Source organism: Ferrimonas kyonanensis DSM 18153, from assembly GCF_000425405.1.
Taxonomy (GTDB): domain Bacteria; phylum Pseudomonadota; class Gammaproteobacteria; order Enterobacterales; family Shewanellaceae; genus Ferrimonas; species Ferrimonas kyonanensis.
In genome coordinates this window covers 402,511-420,549 of sequence record NZ_AUDJ01000002.1, presented here as the reverse complement: position 1 = coordinate 420,549, position 18,039 = coordinate 402,511, and the positions used below count along the sequence as shown (strand labels likewise).

Annotated in this window: 23 protein-coding genes; 12 read left to right on the top strand and 11 right to left on the bottom strand. The window is 56.7% G+C overall.

All coding sequences use genetic code 11. The annotated features are described in order from the left end of the window. Positions 1-37 precede the first annotated feature (37 nt). Together bshA and H598_RS0104435 are read left to right on the top strand one after the other, a co-directional pair. Positions 38-1,183 (top strand): N-acetyl-alpha-D-glucosaminyl L-malate synthase BshA, encoded by a 1,146-nt coding sequence (gene bshA, locus H598_RS0104440; RefSeq protein ID WP_028111926.1) that lies wholly within the window; start codon positions 38-40, stop codon positions 1,181-1,183. Positions 1,184-1,186: 3 nt separating this feature from the next. Next, complete coding sequence (locus H598_RS0104435) at positions 1,187-3,379, top strand: cation:dicarboxylate symporter family transporter (RefSeq protein ID WP_028111925.1); 2,193 nt, start codon at positions 1,187-1,189, stop codon at positions 3,377-3,379. Positions 3,380-3,431: 52 nt separating this feature from the next. Here H598_RS0104435 and H598_RS0104430 read toward each other — a convergent pair whose 3' ends face one another. The 4 genes from H598_RS0104430 to ohrR all read right to left on the bottom strand — a co-directional run bounded on the left by H598_RS0104430 (position 3,432) and on the right by ohrR (position 5,488). Continuing rightward, complete coding sequence (locus tag H598_RS0104430; RefSeq protein WP_028111924.1) at positions 3,432-3,824, bottom strand: YcfL family putative periplasmic lipoprotein; 393 nt, start codon at positions 3,822-3,824, stop codon at positions 3,432-3,434. A 10-nt stretch (positions 3,825-3,834) separates the two neighbouring features. Next, positions 3,835-4,269, bottom strand: coding sequence for a PaaI family thioesterase (locus tag H598_RS0104425; protein WP_028111923.1), 435 nt, complete (start codon positions 4,267-4,269; stop codon positions 3,835-3,837). Next, positions 4,269-4,772, bottom strand: a complete 504-nt coding sequence (locus H598_RS0104420; RefSeq protein ID WP_035415246.1) for a PaaI family thioesterase — start codon at positions 4,770-4,772, stop codon at positions 4,269-4,271. Before H598_RS0104420 ends, H598_RS0104425 begins: the two co-directional genes overlap by 1 nt. A gap of 269 nt (positions 4,773-5,041) precedes the next feature. Beyond that, a complete protein-coding gene (gene ohrR, locus H598_RS0104415; protein ID WP_028111921.1) occupies positions 5,042-5,488 on the bottom strand; it encodes a transcriptional regulator OhrR in 447 nt (148 codons plus the stop codon). Positions 5,489-5,598: 110 nt separating this feature from the next. Here ohrR and H598_RS0104410 point away from each other — a divergent pair, with 110 nt between their 5' ends. The 4 genes from H598_RS0104410 (at position 5,599) to H598_RS0104395 (ending at position 8,433) form a co-directional block, all read left to right on the top strand. Then, positions 5,599-6,018, top strand: coding sequence for an MAPEG family protein (locus H598_RS0104410; RefSeq protein ID WP_028111920.1), 420 nt, complete (start codon positions 5,599-5,601; stop codon positions 6,016-6,018). A 9-nt stretch (positions 6,019-6,027) separates the two neighbouring features. Continuing rightward, the gene (locus H598_RS23325) at positions 6,028-6,600 is read left to right on the top strand and encodes a hypothetical protein (RefSeq protein ID WP_035415244.1); all 573 of its coding nucleotides are present in this window, start codon (positions 6,028-6,030) and stop codon (positions 6,598-6,600) included. A gap of 125 nt (positions 6,601-6,725) precedes the next feature. Then, the gene (locus H598_RS0104400) at positions 6,726-7,631 is read left to right on the top strand and encodes a glutathione S-transferase family protein (protein WP_028111919.1); all 906 of its coding nucleotides are present in this window, start codon (positions 6,726-6,728) and stop codon (positions 7,629-7,631) included. Positions 7,632-7,848: 217 nt separating this feature from the next. Then, on the top strand, positions 7,849-8,433 hold the full coding sequence (locus H598_RS0104395) for a lipid-binding SYLF domain-containing protein (RefSeq protein WP_028111918.1): 585 nt from the start codon (positions 7,849-7,851) through the stop codon (positions 8,431-8,433). 99 nt (positions 8,434-8,532) lie between these two features. On the opposite strand, the gene hinT is transcribed toward H598_RS0104395, so the two are convergent. Both hinT and H598_RS26375 read right to left on the bottom strand, forming a co-directional pair. Beyond that, the gene (hinT, locus tag H598_RS0104390) at positions 8,533-8,883 is read right to left on the bottom strand and encodes a purine nucleoside phosphoramidase (protein ID WP_028111917.1); all 351 of its coding nucleotides are present in this window, start codon (positions 8,881-8,883) and stop codon (positions 8,533-8,535) included. A 60-nt stretch (positions 8,884-8,943) separates the two neighbouring features. Then, on the bottom strand, positions 8,944-9,099 hold the full coding sequence (locus tag H598_RS26375) for a hypothetical protein (RefSeq protein ID WP_156896928.1): 156 nt from the start codon (positions 9,097-9,099) through the stop codon (positions 8,944-8,946). A 139-nt stretch (positions 9,100-9,238) separates the two neighbouring features. Here H598_RS26375 and H598_RS0104380 point away from each other — a divergent pair, with 139 nt between their 5' ends. The 5 genes from H598_RS0104380 (at position 9,239) to H598_RS0104360 (ending at position 14,070) form a co-directional block, all read left to right on the top strand. Next, positions 9,239-10,999, top strand: coding sequence for a M61 family metallopeptidase (locus tag H598_RS0104380; RefSeq protein ID WP_028111916.1), 1,761 nt, complete (start codon positions 9,239-9,241; stop codon positions 10,997-10,999). 39 nt (positions 11,000-11,038) lie between these two features. Continuing rightward, the gene (locus H598_RS23320; RefSeq protein WP_035415241.1) at positions 11,039-11,617 is read left to right on the top strand and encodes a Crp/Fnr family transcriptional regulator; all 579 of its coding nucleotides are present in this window, start codon (positions 11,039-11,041) and stop codon (positions 11,615-11,617) included. Between the two features lie 57 nt (positions 11,618-11,674). Next, the gene (locus H598_RS23315; RefSeq protein WP_084144320.1) at positions 11,675-12,217 is read left to right on the top strand and encodes a YgjV family protein; all 543 of its coding nucleotides are present in this window, start codon (positions 11,675-11,677) and stop codon (positions 12,215-12,217) included. A 309-nt stretch (positions 12,218-12,526) separates the two neighbouring features. Beyond that, entirely contained in the window at positions 12,527-12,703 is a 177-nt protein-coding gene (locus tag H598_RS26370) for a hypothetical protein (RefSeq protein WP_156896927.1), read from the top strand. A 113-nt stretch (positions 12,704-12,816) separates the two neighbouring features. Further along, positions 12,817-14,070 (top strand): DEAD/DEAH box helicase, encoded by a 1,254-nt coding sequence (locus tag H598_RS0104360; RefSeq protein ID WP_028111915.1) that lies wholly within the window; start codon positions 12,817-12,819, stop codon positions 14,068-14,070. A gap of 24 nt (positions 14,071-14,094) precedes the next feature. On the opposite strand, the gene H598_RS0104355 is transcribed toward H598_RS0104360, so the two are convergent. The 3 genes from H598_RS0104355 to can all read right to left on the bottom strand — a co-directional run bounded on the left by H598_RS0104355 (position 14,095) and on the right by can (position 15,805). After that, positions 14,095-14,589, bottom strand: a complete 495-nt coding sequence (locus tag H598_RS0104355) for a hypothetical protein (RefSeq protein WP_051252393.1) — start codon at positions 14,587-14,589, stop codon at positions 14,095-14,097. After that, positions 14,589-15,056: a hypothetical protein gene (locus tag H598_RS0104350; protein WP_028111913.1), complete on the bottom strand. Its 468-nt coding sequence runs from the start codon at positions 15,054-15,056 to the stop codon at positions 14,589-14,591. The genes H598_RS0104355 and H598_RS0104350 overlap by 1 nt, the downstream gene beginning before the upstream one ends. Before the next feature lie 104 nt (positions 15,057-15,160). Continuing rightward, a complete protein-coding gene (gene can / locus H598_RS0104345) occupies positions 15,161-15,805 on the bottom strand; it encodes a carbonate dehydratase (RefSeq protein ID WP_028111912.1) in 645 nt (214 codons plus the stop codon). A gap of 154 nt (positions 15,806-15,959) precedes the next feature. Here can and H598_RS23310 point away from each other — a divergent pair, with 154 nt between their 5' ends. After that, the gene (locus H598_RS23310; RefSeq protein ID WP_051252391.1) at positions 15,960-16,451 is read left to right on the top strand and encodes a GNAT family N-acetyltransferase; all 492 of its coding nucleotides are present in this window, start codon (positions 15,960-15,962) and stop codon (positions 16,449-16,451) included. Here H598_RS23310 and pdxH read toward each other — a convergent pair. Both pdxH and H598_RS0104330 read right to left on the bottom strand, forming a co-directional pair. Then, complete coding sequence (pdxH, locus tag H598_RS0104335) at positions 16,403-17,041, bottom strand: pyridoxamine 5'-phosphate oxidase (protein WP_028111911.1); 639 nt, start codon at positions 17,039-17,041, stop codon at positions 16,403-16,405. The two genes, H598_RS23310 and pdxH, sit on opposite strands and share 49 nt — an antisense overlap. A gap of 85 nt (positions 17,042-17,126) precedes the next feature. Then, the gene (locus H598_RS0104330; protein WP_084144318.1) at positions 17,127-17,939 is read right to left on the bottom strand and encodes an AraC family transcriptional regulator; all 813 of its coding nucleotides are present in this window, start codon (positions 17,937-17,939) and stop codon (positions 17,127-17,129) included. Positions 17,940-18,039: the final 100 nt, after the last annotated feature.

The following is an 18,039-nucleotide window of genomic DNA, read 5'->3' as shown; positions in this document are numbered from 1 at the left end:
GCTCGGCCTGTCGTGACACCAAAAAGGATGCTCGCTGATGAAGATAGGGATTGTCTGCCACCCCAGTATTGGTGGCTCGGGCCTAGTGGCCACCGAGCTCGGCCATGAATTGGCCCGTCTTGGCCACGAGGTGCATTTCATCTCCAGCGCCCCACCGTTCAAACTCAGCCGCAACCAACCCAATGTGCATTTCCACCTGGTTGAGGCCATTCACTACCCGCTGTTTCAGGACCCGCTGTACACCTTTGCGTTAACGGCCAAAATCGTCGAGGTGGTCAACCAGTACCAGTTACAAGTGGTGCACGCCCACTACTCCATTCCCCACTCCTTGTGCGCCTACCTGGCCAGTGAGATCACCGACCAGCCGTTTCCCGTGGTCACCACCATTCACGGCACCGATGTCACTGTGGTCGGGCAGGATCGGCCGCTGTACCCGCTGAACCAGTTCAGCATCAACCGCAGCACCCGGGTAACCACGGTGTCGAATTTTCAGCAGCACTACATCCATCGCCATTTTCAGGTCGATGCCCCCATCGAGGTGATCCACAACTTTATCGACCTGCAACGATTCAGCCCGAATAACCCGGCGGCAGTGGCCCGGCACACCCTGGCGAAGGACGAAGAGAAAATCGTCATGCACCTGTCTAACTTTCGGCCGGTAAAAAATACCCAGACGGTGATCAATGCCTTTGCCCGGCTCAGCAGCGCCCTGCCCGCCCGGCTGGTGCTGTTGGGCAGCGGCCCCAGCCTGGAGCCTTGTCAAACCCTGTGCCATCAACTGGGGATCAGCGAACGGGTCCACTTTATCGGCGAAGTGCGCAACGTCGAGCACTACCTGCCACTGGCCGATTGCGTGATTCAGCCCAGCTACCGGGAATCGTTTTGCATGGCGCTGCTGGAAGCCATGGCCTGCGGCGTTCCCACGGTCAGCAGTGACGTAGACGGCATTCCGGAGGTCGTCGAGCATGGCGTCAGCGGTTACATGGCGCCCGCCGATGACGTCGAGGCCCACAGCCGTCACCTGCTGGCGATACTCACCGATCCGCAGCGCCAACGGCGCTTTGGCCAGGCCGGCCGTCGCCGCGCCGCCGAACGCTTCCATCCCGCCGAAAAGGCGGAGCAGTACCTGGCGTGTTACCGCCAGGCCATCAACGCTTGCCTTCTGCCAACAGGAAATCACTAAGTTATGACTACCGCCACCGCCCAGGCCCCCACCGCCAAACCCGGAATGAGCATGTCGACCCTGGTGCTGCTGTCCTTTGCCGCCGGCATCGGCGCCGGGTTGTTTTTCGGCGAAACTCTGGCCTGGATGTCCTACATTGGCGATGCGTTCGTCAAGCTGCTGCAGATGACCATCATTCCGTACATCATGGTGTCGCTGATCTCCAGCCTCGGCAACCTGTCCTATCAACAGGCTCGCAACCTGGCGATGCATGTCGGCAAATTGATGGTGGTGATCTGGGCCCTGGGATTGCTGGCCATGTACCTGATTCGCTATACCTTCCCAGAGTGGCAGGCGGGTGACTTCTTCAGCTTATCGGTATTGCAGGACCCGCAGGCCGTCAGCTTGATGGACCTCTACATTCCCGCCAACCCGTTCTTTTCTATGTCGAACAGTTACATTCCCGCCATTGTGCTGTTTTGCGTTGCCACCGGCATCGCCCTGATCGCCATCGACGATAAAGAGGCGCTGCTGAAACCGATGCAGTTGCTGAGCGAAGCCTTCAATAAGGTGACTCAATACATCGTCAAGCTGATGCCACTGGGGATCTTTGCCATGACGGCGTCCACGGCCGGGACCATGGAGATTGACGAATTTCAACGCCTGCAGGTCTATTTCGCCGCCCATGTGGTAATGACGCTTATCCTGACCTACTGGGTGTTGCCCGCCATCGTGGCGGTGATGACGCCTTTTTCCTACCGCGACATCGCCGGCATCGCCAAAGACGCCATGATCACCGCCTTTGCCGCTGGCAACATCTTCATTATTCTGCCGTTGCTGATTGAGCGAACCAAACAGCTGTTCCATAAATACAACATCGGCAGCGACGAGACCGACGACTACGCCAATGTCATCATTCCGGTGGTGTTCAGCTTTCCCAACCTGGGCAAACTGCTTACCCTGGTGTTTGTGCTGTTCGCCGCCTGGTTCGCCGGCAGCGACCTGGATTTCGTGACCTACCTACCCATGGCCATCAATGGCCTGATCAGCCTGTTTGGCAGCGTCTATCTGACGGTGCCGATGCTGCTGGACTCGCTGGAATTGCCGTCGGATCTGTTTCAGCTGTACATGGTGTCCAGCCTGTTCACCAGTCGCTTTACCTCGCTGCTGGCGGCCATGAACCTGTTTATTCTGGCCGTCGGCGGAACGGCGATGCTGGCCGGTCACGCCCGCCTAAACCCGGTGCGGCTGATGCTATACGCCGGCTTAACCCCGGTGGTGGTCGGGGCGGTGTTGATTGCCACCGCCGTCACCTTGGATAAGGCGGTAAACACCGACTACGTCATGGATGAAGTGGTGGCACAGATGCGCTCCGCTCAAAGCCTGCCGGAGGAGGTGAAAAACTACCAGCCGGAGCAACTGGATTCGACCTCGGCACCACGAACCCTGGAGCAGATTAAAGCCAGTGGAGTATTGAGAATCGGCTATAACCCGTTGCAGGTGCCGTTTTCCTTCTACAACGCCAACAACGAGCTGGTGGGGCTGGATATCGAAATGATGAAGAAGCTGGCCTCAGAGATGCAGTTGGACATCGCCTTTATCCCTTATGCGTCCAGCACGGTATTGGACAACATCAATCGTGGCACCTTTGACATCGTGGTCTCCGGACTGCAGATGACCACCAAACGCATTCAGCACGTGGGCTTCACCAATCCGGTGCTGACCCTGCATTACGCCTTTGTCGTCAAAGACCATCGCGCCGACGAGTTCGACCGCGATGAACTGATCCGCCGCGCCGGGGCGCTGAAAGTCGCCTCGGTCGGTGAATACGCCATCATCCCGGCGCTGGAAAAGAAGTTTCCCAACCTGGTGTTTGAACGGATCGAATCGGATCGGCTGTTCTTTGAAGATGACGGCCAGAACTACGATGCGTTGATGATCAGCCTGGAAGCCGGGACCACCTGGACCATGCTCTACCCCAGCTACACCACCCTATACAATCGAGAAGAGGTCAAATCCTTCCCGGTGGCCTATGTGGTCGCCCGCAACAACATTGAGCTGCAGCTGTTCCTTAACAGCTGGCTGGAGATGCAGCAGGCGTCCGGCTACGTCGATACCCTCTACAACTACTGGATTCTGGGTCAGAACGCCAAACCGAAACAGCCGCGCTGGTCGGTGCTCAAAGACGTTCTGGGGTGGGTAGAGCCGGCGCCCTAAACAACACCGCCGCGACAAGGCGCGGCGGTAATGGCAAATCGGGCAATGGCCGTTATTCGTCGACGATGCGACGCACCGCCACTTCAAACTCCACCGCCTCGCCGCTGAGCGCCAAGGCGCTGATCTGGCGACGCTCTCCACCGGCCAGGTTGAGCTGCTGCCAGCCATCGGTGGCCGACTCCAGCTCCTTACCGGTGGCATCGAAGAACACGAAACGGTATTGAAGATACAGGTCGCCGGACGCTTTTGAGGTCAGTTCCGCCCTGGCCTGCAACCGGCCGCCAACCATGGCTCGATTCAGACCAGACAGGGACAAATCCCGGCCCAGGGTGCGGTTGTTCACTTGCACTTCGGTGTCATTGGAGCGAGCCATCAGGCCGGAAGTGGTAGTAGTGCAACCGGCCAGTACCAGTGCAGAAACGACTATCAGGGTCCATGGGCGCATCGACGATCTCCTAATCTATCAAAAAATGAGCGCGGGCAGTCGAAATGGGCTGCTTACGATTGGTCTGCCAACAGCTTACCGAAACATTGGCGACACGGCGACCCTGGCGGGTGATCTTGCACTCGGCGTAGGTCTCTCTGGCGTAGCCGGCGCGCAGATAGTCAATGGAGAAATCGACAATCTTAGGCACTCGGGAGGTGTGCAGCGCCACCATTAACTGCACCATGGCCGACATCTCCATAAAGCCGGCAATCACACCGCCATGCAGCGCCGGCAACATCGGGTTGCCCATGTTGTCGCCGCAATTGGGCAGACGGAAAACCAGCTCCTCTCCCAACTGGTCGCAGTTCATGCCCAGGTGTCTGGCATAGGGGATAATGGCCAGCAGCTCGGTGTAATCCCGATCGGCAATCGCCTGTTCAATAACCGGTTTAATATCGACCATTAGCCTTGCCCCTCACCCATCAGTGCAGTACGAAACGACTCCGTGACCAGCTCCGGACCGATGCGCATAAAGGAGCACACCACCTGGGCAATGGGATCATCGATGGAGTCCTGGTAGGCCATGCCCCGAGTAAAGGCTACCGACGACGTCAGCTTAAAACACTCCACCATGGCAAACACCGGCTCACCGGGCTTGGCCGCTTTCATGTAGTCCACTCTCAAGTCCAGGGTCGGACACAGCTCAAGCTGCTTTTCCTTGGCAAAGATGGAGCAGATCACCGCCGCCCCGGAGGCCGTATCCATCAAGGTGGTAATCACCCCGCCATGGAGCACCTGGGTTTCCGGGTACCCCACCAGAGATTCGTGGTAAGGCAGTTTCAGTAACACATGGTGTTCACTGGCCTCCAGCGCCTCGATGTTGAGCTTTCGACACTGGGCCAGCTCATCGACAAAGCGACCGGCTAAATCGGTCAAGGGGAAAAATTCGGGGTTCACCGGTTGCATCACGCGGCTCCTCGTTGTTGTACAAGGTGGAGACCATCCTGATGGGCAGATTCAGCATACATAGTGCCAACAATTCCTTATCGTTTGCCTGATACTTCAGGTGCCTGTGGCACCGTCAAAGCAAAATACCTGTTGCGTGTTACTCCCGACCAAGGAGGCCGGATTGGACGTCAAAGAATATCATTACTGCCTGAGTCAGGCCACGTCACCAGTGCACAAAGCCGATGCCGGCTCGGCCCCGGCTGGCAAGCTAACGCTACGCTTTGGCGCTATTCCGCCAGATTGCTTAACACTTGCTGGCACAAGGATTTGAGCTGCTGAGCCTGCTGCGGTGACAACTCGACCTTACAGCCCACCTGCTGTGGAATGGCGGCCGCCCGTTGCTTGAGCGCCATCCCGGCCTCGGTTATGGAGATGATACGAACCCGTTCGTCCTGCTCGCTGCGACGTCGCACCACCAGCCCTTTTGCTTCCAATCGCTTCAACAGCGGCGTCAGCGTACCAGAGTCCAGGTGCATCCGTTGTCCCAGGGACTTCACGTTTAACGATCGTTGCTCCCAAAGCAGCATCAACACCATGTATTGCAGGTAGGTGATGTCCAGCTCCGCCAACGCCGGACGATAGGCCCGTACCACCGCATTGGCGGCGCTGTAGAGCGGGTAGCAAACCTGATTGTCAAAATTAAGCTGTGGCAGATCATCGTTACCAGTGGCCATAAGCACTCCGAAGCATAAAACATTGTGCACAATATACTTGTCATCACGACAAGTCTCAATTAATATTGCGCACAATCAAATTACGAAAAACCAAAGTGCGGAGTCATGTCATGTTTGATCACTACCTTTATACCCAGGCCGGTTTGCTGTTGATGTTAGCCACCATGTTCGCCCAAACCACCATCGCCATTGTCGCTCACCGGCGCCAGAGCCGGTGCGTTCCCGGCGTAATGGATGAATCTCTCGGGCATGAGTCCTTTGTTTTTCGCAGCCATCGCACCTATCAAAACTCGCTGGAAAACGTGCCGATGATGGCCGCCACCGTGTTGCTGGCGATGTTCATGGGACTGAATGCGGTAACCCTGGCCATTGTGGTGTGGGTGTATGCCCTGGCACGACTGGCGCACATGGTGTTGTACTACGCCATCGCCACCGAGAAAAACCCCAGTCCAAGAAGCTATTTTTTCATCATCGGTTTTATCACCAACCTGGTGCTGCTGGTAATGGTTGCCCTGCAACTGCTGAAATAAGGAGTTAAAATGCGAACTGCGCTGATGCTGCTGGCACTGGTTGCCTGCAGCCCCTTCACCCAGGCCGGTGACAAGTTTGAGGTCAAGGCCGAGGATTTCAAATGCATGCTGGACATGACCCCGGTACGGGGCTTCTATGTGGACAACCTCGATCCGCACCAGCTGGCACAAACCGTGGCGATAGCCGAACAGGAATCGGGCCGCTACCCGCCCGGCTCGGTGGTGCAACTGGTGCCGCTGGAGGTGATGGTGAAACAACCCGTCGGCAGCAACCCGGCCACCAATGACTGGGAGTTTTTTGAGCTGGACGTCTCTGCCGACGGCACCGTCATCCGCAACCGGGGCGTCGAGGAGGTGGTGAACCGGTTTGGTGGTAACTGCCTGGAGTGTCACCAAAAAGCACGACCGGAATACGACCTGATCTGTGAACAGAGCCACGGTTGTGATCCGATTCCTCTGACCCCGCAGATGACCACGCTGTTGCAAAACACCGATCCACGATGTGGCGGGCGCTACCAGCCCAGCGCCGACGAACAGGCACTGCTGCAACAGCTGTCAAAGATACTGACCCCGGTTCAATAATCGACCACAGCACCTTTAACATTAAAGGCGCTTTATTTTTCATTTTAGAAACAATACAGTCGCTTTATCAGGGTAAAATTTAAACTCCGTCGCCCCGTCGGTGACACAGACCCAGGCCAACGCTCATGATTCTGCACCACTATTCTCTCTCCCCGTTCGCGGAAAAATGCCGCCTGATGCTCGGCTATTCCGGCATCAAGTGGCAATCGGTGCTGACTTCTCCCATGCCCCCACGCCCGGTGGTTGATGCACTGGCCGGTGGCTACCGACGAATCCCTGTGGCTCAGATCGGAGCCGACATCTTCTGTGATTCGCGGTTGATCGCCGAAGAGATCGCCGAATTGGCAGGAAAGCCGGAACTGAGCACCAAGGAGATCACCGATAGCCAATGGCGGTTTATCGACCATGTGGAGAAAGAGGTGTTCTTTGCCGCCATTGGGTCACTGCCCCCCAAGCGAATGATGAAAGTGCTGCTAACCCACCTCTCGCCCCTACAGACGATTCGATTTCTCTGGGACAGGCTCGGCATCGCCCGGGAAACCACTGCCGATGGCAACAAACCGTCGGCCCGTCAATTTCGCGGCCATCTGAGAGAGCTAGACCAGCAACTGCTGTATCCATTTTTCTTTGGCAACACCGTGCAACATGCCGATTTCGCCCTCTATCACGCCCTGTGGTTTGTGGTGGAAGTGGGCGGAATGCCCCTGCCATCGCGGCTGCAACGCCTGGGCAACTGGTATCAGCGCATGCAGAAGTTTGGTCACGGACACGCCGCCACCATTGGCGGCAAAGACGCCTTAGCCATGGCATCGGCGTCACAGCCACGACTGATTCCCCAATCTCACACCGTCGACCCGCTGATTGGCAAAGCCGTCAGCCTGGCCCCCAGCGATTACGCCAAAGATGCCGTTCGCGGCATACTGGTAGGCAGCAGCCGCCACCGCTGGATCGTCAAACGAAACAGCGGCAAATACGGCACCTTGCATGTGCACTTCCCCAAGCGCGGCTACCAACTTAACGAACTGGATTAACTGATTTTTCGACAAATCCGCCAACGCCAGCTATACCCTGTTAGGGCGAAATGACCTCCCTGCACAGTCAGCGAAGTCACGCCCGGTATGCGTCAACGGGCTGGCATTCACCTCGAAAGATGGATTTTGGTTAAGTGTCTGTTTAGCTAATGTGCACTAGCCTTGCTGACCCATTTTGTTCACGCCTTGAGCAATCGTCACTCATCAGGAGGCAAACATGCACTTTAGTTCACCCAGGTTACTGGCCTTGACCCTTAGCTCAACGCTGCTGTGGGGCTGTGCCACCGGGGATACGCCCCAGGCTAAAAAGGCCAACGCCCACAAAGAGACCCAATCCGCCCTGTCGGAGATCTTCACTCAGCACCCCGAAGCACGCGACGACCTGAATCGCGGCATCGCTCATCTGGTCTGTACCGGCAGCGACAGCTACCTGTTTGCTCTCTCCAGCGGTGGTGGCATCTGTGAGCTCAATGAAGGCGGGGGCCTCTCTTATTGGCGTTTCGCATCCGCTGGCGCGGGTGCAGGCATTGGCTGGAAAAAAGTGGCTTACGTGCAGATTTTCCTCAACCAGGATGCCCTGAATCGATTCAAGGAGGGCGGCTTTGACGGCCAGGCCCGAGCAGAGGCCAGTGCCAATGTGGACGACACCAACAGCCAGGCTTCGGCCAATCAATCGGTCGACGTGGATGGCATCATCACCTACCAGGTCAATTTGATGGGGGCCGCCGCTCAGGCCACGGTGCAAGGCTTTAAGTACTGGCAAACGGATTTTACCGAAGACTTTGTTGAAAACGACGGCTAATGGCCGTCGCCACTCGGCCATAGTCACTCGCCTTTACCCCCAAAAAAAAGAAGGAGCCTGGGCTCCTTCTTAAATCAACATCGATTGGGAAAACACCGGTTACAGTGACAACATCGGCCCCAGGGGTTGACCGCCCACCAGGTGCATATGGATGTGAAACACCTCCTGGCCGCCATGCTGGTTGCAATTCAGGATCACCCGATAACCGTCCTCATCGATGCCGGCCTCTTTCGCCAATTTCGCCGCAACGGTCATCATTCGGCCCAATGCCGCTTCATCGGCCGCCTTGACATCGTTGAGCGTGGGAATCAGGGTATTGGGAATGATCAGGACGTGAGTCGGTGTGCGTGGATGAATGTCTCGAAACGCGGTCACCAGATCGTCCTGATACAGAATATCCGCAGGGATCTCGCGACGGATAATTTTGGAAAAGATGGTTTCCTCAGCCATTACCGGCCCCCAAGTTGTTCAGATTTGTCTAAGTGTGTCAGTATACTTGCCAATACTGAGTTAGGGAAACCGACGTTTCAATTGCGCCTGTCGCCGACGCACGGCCCCGGACGCCCGCTCATAGCCTAAGGCCATCATAACCCCAACCAAATAGATGGCGATAATGGCCAGAAACGGCGCCGCCAGAGGACCTAAAGCGTCTAATAAATCAAACAAAGCCGGATCCTGCCCTTGTCAAACTCGGGAAATTACCCAGATACTATTGAGAATGGGTCAGTAATACTCCGATGATGATCAAAAATCGCGGAATCGTCCCATTTTCGTTTTTTATGCACTGTAAGGAAGTCAGTACACCATGATCCAGTACCGCATCTGCCCCATCGATCCCCTGGCCCACCTTTTTGAAGTAGAGCTTCTCATCGGCCAATCCCACAAAGGGCAACGGCTGTCGCTGCCCAGCTGGATTCCAGGCAGCTACATGGTGCGCGACTTTTGCCGTAACCTGATTGCTGTCAGCGCCTACGATGACCACCAGAGCATCGAGCTAAAACAGCTGGATAAGCAACGCTGGGAAGTACAGCAGGATTGCCACAAGCTGATTCTGCGGTACCAGGTGTACGCCTGGGACATGTCAGTGCGCAGTGCTCACCTGGATCAAACCCATGGCTTTTTTAACGGCACCAGTGTCTTCCTGAAAGTGGAAGGGCGAGAAGCGGAACCGGTGAAGATGCAGTTGCTGCCCCCTCCAGGCGACCACTACCGCCACTGGCGAGTGGCCACCGCCATGACTCCCGCTCCCGACAATCAGCGTTACGCCTTCGGTGCCTACGTTGCAGACAACTACGATGAACTCATCGACCATCCGGTGGAGATGGGCGAGTTCACCCTGGCAAGTTTCGACGCCTGCGGTGTACAACATGACCTGGTGCTGACCGGGCGCCACTGGGCCGACACCGATCGCATCTGTGCCGACCTGAAAAAGATCTGCGAGGCAGAAATTGCCCTGTTTGGCGGCACCGCTCCCTACGACTATTACCTGTTTATGACCATGGTGGTCGGCGCCGGCTTTGGGGGCCTGGAGCACCGCGCCTCCACCGCCTTGGTGTGTGGCCGCTCAGATCTGCCCGCCATCACCGAGACCGGCATGACCGAAGGGTATCGCACCTTCCTGTCCCTGTGCTCCCATGAGTATTTTCACAACTGGAACGTCAAGCGGATCAAGCCTGCCCGATTCGTTCCCTACGACCTGGAACAGGAAAGTTACACCACTCAGCTGTGGGCCTACGAAGGCATCACCTCCTACTACGATGACTGGCTCACCTACCGTGCCGGTTGTGTCGACCGAAACGACTACCTGGTGATGCTCGGCGAATTAATGACCCGGGTAACCCGCGGCCAGGGACGCTTTAAACAGACCCTGCAGCAAAGCTCGTTTAATGCCTGGACCAAGTTCTACAAGCAGGACGAAAATGCACAGAACGCCATTGTCAGTTACTACACCAAAGGCGCCCTGTTTGCTCTGTATCTGGACCTGTCCATTCGCCTGGAAACCGACCATCGCCACTGCCTGGATCACCTGATGCAGCGCCTGTGGCAGGACTACGGCAGCCAGGGGATCGGGACGGAAGACGACACTCACCAAAACCTGGTCAGTGAACTGATAGGCCGCGATGCCAGTGACCTGTTTGCCTGGTTAAGCAGTACCGACGACCTGCCGCTGGCACCACTACTGGCGCAATTTGGGGTGCAACTGAGCCAGCGTGCCGCCTCGGGCAACGACGATAAAGGCGGCAGCGACAATCCCGCACTGACCACCGAGCTGGGAGCGAAATACACCAGCGCCCCGCTGGGGGTCAAACTGGTCAATGTGGTTCAGGACGGACCCGCGCACCGCGCCGGGCTGGCAGCCGGCGACGTACTGATCGCCGTCAATGACCTGCAGGTGGACACCAAGCTGGACAAAACCCTGAATCGCTATGGCGTCGGCGCCCAGTTGCGCTGCCATTGGTTCCGACGCGATGAGCTGATGACCGGCACGCTGATCCTGACTGAGGCACAGGCCACCAGCTGCGTGTTGACGGTGGTGGACGACAGCCTGCTTCACGGCTGGCTCTAAGATCTTTCAGCCGGAGCGTGCTCCGGCAGGCCATCGACGATGCTCATTACCCAATCACCTCATACCGACTTCAGCGGCTTCGCCACCGCCTTGGGGCTCAGCCCATCGGCGCTGCAACACGGGCTGAGCCGCTGTCAGCCTCTGGAGCTGGAGAGCGGCAGTACCCTGCTGGCTCAAGGAGAAACCCAGCAGTTCGGTTTCTTTTTGATGCAAGGGGTACTCAGAGCCTGCCACTACTCCAGCGAAGGCGAAGAACGCTGCAAGGAGTTTTACTTCCCCGGTGAGCTGTGTTTCCTGTACGCCAGCTGGCTCGACGCCAGCCCGGCGCTGTACCAGATAGAAACGCTGACGGCGGCCAAGTTATTAAAGGTCCCCTTGTCACTGCTGGATCGACCCGATTGGCAGGTATTGCAACTGCCGCTGTTGCGCCAGCAGCTGCTGTACAAAGAACAAAAAGAAGCCCTGTTCCTGCTCCACAGCCCCGAGGAGCGTTATCTGGCCCTGACCCGGTTGTGGCCCCACTGGAATCAGGTGCTCAGCCAGGCGCAACTGGCGCGCTACATCGGCATCAGCCCCATCAGCCTGTCAAGAATCAAGCGACGCATTAACTTAGGTTAATGGCAACGACGGCAAGGATTGCCACACTGGGGCCATTGTTGAATCACTGAGCCTGTCATGTCGACCTATCTACTGTCTCAATGCCTGGTGGCAGTGGCCATTGTGCTGGACCTGTGTTCATTCCAATTCCGGCAACGCCACTGGGTGCTGCGCTGTTTGTGTCTGTCCACGTTGCTGACCGCCATCCACTTCGCCCTGCTGGGCCATTGGACTGGCGCGTTGTTAATGGCGCTGGCGTGCGTGCGCTTTGCCGTCTCGCTGATCACCACCCGCCCATTCTGGTGTTGGGTATTTTTACTGTTGACCCTACCCCTGACCCTGCTGAGCTGGGCCGGATTACCCAGCCTGCTTAGTGCCACTGGCAGCGCCCTGCAGACCCTGTCAGCCTTCCAACGCGACGACAAACGCCTGCGCCTGGGCATGATCGCCGGCATCAGCTTCTGGCTGGCGCACAACATCGTCGTCGGTTCACCGATGGCCATCGCCATGGAGACCCTGTTTATCACCAGTAATCTCATCGGCCTGTGGCGCTTTCATCGGCCGAGCCAATTTTCGGTTTTCAGGCGGCAGTCACCAACGCTGGCTCCTCCCCGGGAGTAACACGGTTATCGCCTCATAAACCACGGCTGTCGCATCAGCCGTTTTTTTTGGCTAATTCAGATTTAAACTCTTTGAATTTCAATACTGTATACCAAAACCCAATTCAACTAGGCCTTGCAGCTCTGCTCCGACCTGTCAATAAAACAACAAAAACCGAGGCTTTTTCCGATGGATTCCTTGGCCTTTAGCGAGCAAATTTGATACAAATTTGACTACGGGTTTCGATACCAGTTACTGAGCGTCCAGATTTCTGGAATTTATGCCGAATGCGGCCATACTTGATAGCTCAGTGGGTCAAGGAGGTAACTGATGCACTCAAGCAAGTCTAATCTCAATACCCTGTTACACAGTCGGTTTAAGGACGCCCAGAACATCGCCGAACTGCGAGAACGCCTCCGCGACATCGAAGAAGAGTTGCATTTGGTGTTCGCCGATGAGCTGGCACAGTTTGTGAGTCATAATGACGAGCATCAAAAAGTTTCCTGATAACCGTACCTCGGTGTAAACGCCTCGCCCATGCGGGGCGTTTTTGTGTCTGCGATTCTGGCAGGGTTTGCTATACTCGCCCGCTGCTTATTCATCAGACCGAGTGCCACACTATGAACTTCCCCCTTTTGGGCATCAACGAGCCGTTTTCTCATGCCCTGCAAACCCTGGGCTACAAGGGGCCAACCAAGGTTCAGGCGGCGGTCATTCCGCTGATCTTCGACAGCGAAGACCTGCGAGTTCAATCGAAAACCGGTTCGGGAAAAACCGCCGCCTACGCCCTGCCGATTCTGCAGCGTCTCAGCGGCCGGCCGACCTCCTCATTCCGCACCACCACCGCCCTGATTCTGGTCCCCACTCGAGAACTGGCCTCTCAGGTGTCCGTCACCATGAAGCAGTTTGCCCGCGCCCTCCCCGGCGAACTCAAGGTCACCGCCGTCTATGGCGGCGTCAAAATTAATCCGCAGATGATGGCACTGCGGGGCGGCGCCGATGTGGTCATCGCCACCCCCGGACGGCTGCTGGATCTGGTGTCCTGCAACGCCCTCAAGCTGGGTAAAGTGGAGACTCTGGTACTGGATGAAGCGGATAAGATGGTCAATGCCGACTTCAAAGCGGAACTGGACGCCATCGTCGCCCTGCTGCCGCGTCAGCGACAGACCGTGATGATGTCGGCCACTTTTCCACCGGAAGTCGATGCCCTGTGCGATGCCCTGCTGAACAACGCCAAAACCGTTGAAGTCTATGACACGCCCATCGAGCAGCATGAGGTGGAGGTACGTGCCATCGAGGTCGACCGCAACCGACGCAATGCCCTGTTGCAGTCCCTTATTGACCAGCATAAATGGCACCAGGTGATGGTCTTTGTGGCCAGTAAACGCACCGCCAACAATCTGGCCAGCAAGCTGCATAAAGCCGGCTTCGATGTCGATACCCTGCACGGAGACATGACTCAGGGGGCCCGCAATCGCGCCTTAGCCGATTTTCGCAGCGGCGAATTGCAGGTCCTGGTGGCGACGGATCTGGCAGCTCGGGGCATTGACATCATCGACCTGCCCTGCGTGGTCAATTTTGACCTGCCCCGCTCGGTCTCCGATTACACCCACCGCATCGGACGAACCGGCCGTCAAGGCAGCACCGGGGTGGCCATCAGCTTTATCGGCATTGATGATGAGCATGGCTTCTCGGTAATTGAAAAGAAAAAAGGCTATACGGTTAAGCGGGAGCAGATCGCCGGATTTGAGCGAGTGATCACCACCCCCACCGACAGCGCCTTAGGCAAGGCGCCGGTAAAAGGCAAACGGATGAGTAAGAAAGACAAGGCCCGGGCTCTGGCGGCGCAACAATCCCGGGGCGATAAGCACTGATGGGGTCGACGCTTCGCGCGTCGATTAATGGACGGCCTGATAGACGGCGCTGTGGCCTTGGACCCACTCGCCCTGTTTCAGGTAATACGCCTGCTGCAACATCTGGCCGTCCACTAGGCGCACCTCCGATTTGACCTCGGCGATACCATCGCCGCTGCCAGCGACCTTTTCATGAAAATAGAACACGCCATCTTCGCTGTAGGCCTTACCCTGAGTGTAGAACCCGGCGGTGGTGAAGTAGTAGAACACGATGCTCTCGGCCTGGGCATCCCACACCATCAGGGTTTCCCCTTCATACTGGCCCTGATTCAATGAATGGGTGATGCGAACCGCTTTGCCCTGCAAGGCCGGTTGCCATTGAGAGACATCAACCACCGGCTTCTCCGGAGTCGAATCGGAAAACTCCCCCCGCCACACTTTTCCCAAAAACGGTCGCAGCGGCTCCAGGTGCGGATCCAAATCCCAGCAATACGCCGGCAGCGCCAGCACCATCACCACACAGGCAATCCATACGCGCATCAGGCACTCCTTCGTTGTTGATTAAAGTGACGCTCCATGGCCTTTTGCCAACGCTGCATGAACTGGGCCCAATAGCTGTCGGTCAAGTTCTCCAGCGCAGACACGCCGCGGGGACTGAGTGAGGTGTAGCGGTAATTCAGTTGGATCAGGCTGCCTTCCGGGGCCGGAGAGACACGGATTACAATGCGGGTGGCCATATGATCGGCGACGGTTTTCAATAACTCCAGCACCCCCTGTTCGGCACTGGCCTGCACCACATACCAAACGGCGTGGCCGACAGGGTCTTGAGTGGTGAACACGCAATCGGGCTCTATCACCCCGGAGTTGGTCCACACCAACAGCGGATCCCAGCCCGGCACCCACTCACGCTCACGCACCGGGCAAAACAGGGGAAAGACCTCTTCCACCGGCCGGTTACTGCGTATGTCACCGCTAAACGCACGGGACTGTCTGGGACGAACGATCATAAAGGCTCCAAAGTACGGCGGTTGAACCACACTTTCTGCCCGCTGAATGCGGGCAGAAAATTCAACTACTAAGGAGACTATAGCAAGAAATTAGAAAGAGATAGCTAACTGTTGATCGCTTCCATGGCGGCCTTCCTGGCGCCAAAGACCTGACCACGACCATTCACTTTCAGGCCGAGATCATGGATGTGTCCATCCTTCAGGCCATAAATCCAGCTGTGCACCGTCAACTCCTGGCCCCGATCCCAGGCGGCCTTGACGATGGTGGTCTGGCAGACGTTGGCAGCTTGATCGATGACGTTGAGCTCACACAAGCGGTTGGCCCGCTCCTCTTCGCTCATCTCATCGAGAACCAGTTTATGATCCTCATAGGTATCGCGGACATGACGCAGCCAATTGCTGGCCAAGCCAAGATAATCCGCCTCCATCGACGCCTTAACGCCACTGCAGCCATAATGACCACAAACGATAATGTGCTTCACCTTCAGAACATCAATGGCAAATTCAATCACCGACAAGCAGTTCAAATCGCTGTGCACCACCACATTGGCAATGTTGCGGTGGACAAAAATCTCGCCCGGGGCCAGATCGATGATTTGATTCGCCGGCACCCGGCTGTCGGAGCAACCGATCCACAGGTACTCTGGATTCTGCTGCTGAGCCAGTTGGCTGAAAAACTCTGGGTTTTCTTCCTGAATCCGGTTCGCCCATTCGCGATTTCGCTGAAACAGATGTTCTAGGTTGGACATGAATCTTTCCTATTTTTCATAAATGCCGGCAAATTATACCGACAAAATAGCCTTCAAGTGGTCGAAACAGCAACCCTAATCATTCGCTTTTTTGGCACATTTCAAACGGTTAACTACCATTAAACCAACTTGTCTCACATTTACAGGCCACTTAGTGAGTCCAATTCAGTTCCGCCTTGCTCAACATTACGACATCGCCGCCATTCAAAGCGTGCGCCGCTCGGTATCGGAAAACCGCCTCAGTCATTCCGGCTCTGTCACCGACACCGAAATACTCGGTTACCTCAGCCGCCGGGGGCGCGGCTGGGTCTGCACTCAGGAGCAGCGAGTGGTGGCCTTTGTGATCGCCAACGGCAGCGACGGCAGCATTTGGGCCCTGTTTGTACGACCGGAATTTGAGAGCCGGGGCATTGGCAAACAATTGCTGAATCGTGCCTGTCGTTGGTTGTTTGGCAACGGCGTCAAGGCGATACGCCTGTATACCGACGCCAACACCCGTGCCCATGGCTTCTACCAGCATCTGGGCTGGCAGGTCAGTCACCGCACCGCCAGCGGCGACGTCAGTCTGATCCTGAAACACCGGAAAGTGCCGGTTAACTATGGCGCCAACCGCTCAATGTGCCACTGGTCATCGTCACGGCTGTAGAGAAACCGGTCGTGCAGACGACGATCGCCCCCTTGCCAGAACTCCAGGCTGTCGGGACTGACCCGGTAGCCGCCCCAAAAGTCCGGTACCGGCACTTCCCCTTTGGAAAATTTTTGCTTTAACTCTAAAAACTTGGACTCCAGCACCTGGCGCGCCGAAATGCGGCTACTTTGCTGGGACACCCAGGCGCCTATCTGGCTGTCTTTGGGGCGAGTGACAAAATACTCCAGCACTTCGGCCTTGGAGAGTTTCTCGGCGCTGCCGGTAATGTGCACCTGGCGTTCAATCTCGTGCCAGGGCATCAACAGGCTGACTTTGGGGTTGCTGGCCATGTGCTTGGCCTTACGACTGCCAAGGTTGGTGAAAAACACCAAGCCATTGCGATCAAACCGTTTCAGTAACACGATGCGCTGATAGGGCTGGCCGTCACTGTCCACCGTCGCCAGGCTCATGGCGGTGGGGTCGGTCAAGCCAGACTCGGCGGCTTGTTGCATCCAACGTTCAAACAGCACCAGAGGATCCCCGGGCAGATCTTTGCGTCGCAAACCGCCCTTGAGGTATTCCCGACGTACATCACTTAAATCAGCCACAATTCCCTTTCCTTGATATCTACAATTCACTCTCAGGCGACCGGCGCCAATCTGTCGTACAGTGTACCGGCTCCCCCGTCGTTGTTTAAGCGCCGCTTTGGCGGCTGCGCTGAATTCGGTATTGCTCCGGAGTGGTGCCGGACAAGCGACTGAACATGGTAATGAATGCCGACGGACTGCTGTAACCCAGCTCCAGAGCCACCTGGTTGACCCTCATGCCGGAACGCAACATCCCCAGAGACGCCAGGAAACGGCGCCGCTGCCGCCAGTCAGAAAAGCTCATCCCCAGTTTGCGCTGAAAATGACGGTTTAAGGTCCGCTCAGTCGAGTACACCTGCGAGGCCCATTGGCTCAGGGTACGTTTATCCGCCGGGTCCAGCTGCAGTGTGGTCAAAATGGGCTTGATCAGTGGATCCTCACTCAGCGGCAGATAGGCCACCATGGGTTCGGCCTGGGCCAACTGATCCACCATCACCTGAGCCAGGCGCCGATCCGCCTCGGTGTTGGCGTACTCCTGCTGGCGATCGGCAAAATCCTCGATAATGGCCCAGAACACGCTGCTGAGACGAATCATGCAGGCCTCCTTCGGCAATTGCGCCGATAATTCCGGACACAGGTACAGGGCTCGGTAGCTTACCCGCTGGCGGCTGTAACTGGTGTGTTCCACCAGCGGCGGAATCCAGATGGCGTACTGAGGCGGCGACAGAAACGGCCGACCATCGACGCTGATCTCCATCACCCCGGCCACCACCACATTGAGCTGGCCCCAGGCGTGGCTGTGTGGCAGAAACGTGGTGTTGGCAGAAATGTCTTCCTGATGCAGATAGATATCACTGGTGGTTGCTTCGAAAGGCAGTGGATAGCGCTCCAGGAGTGATACCCCATTCGCCGGTTCCATGTAATTTGACCCGAATCTCAGAAAACTGTCCTGACAGCATAACATCATGTCCGATAATCGTTATATGGTTTTTTGGAGACAGGGTAGAATGCCGGCATTA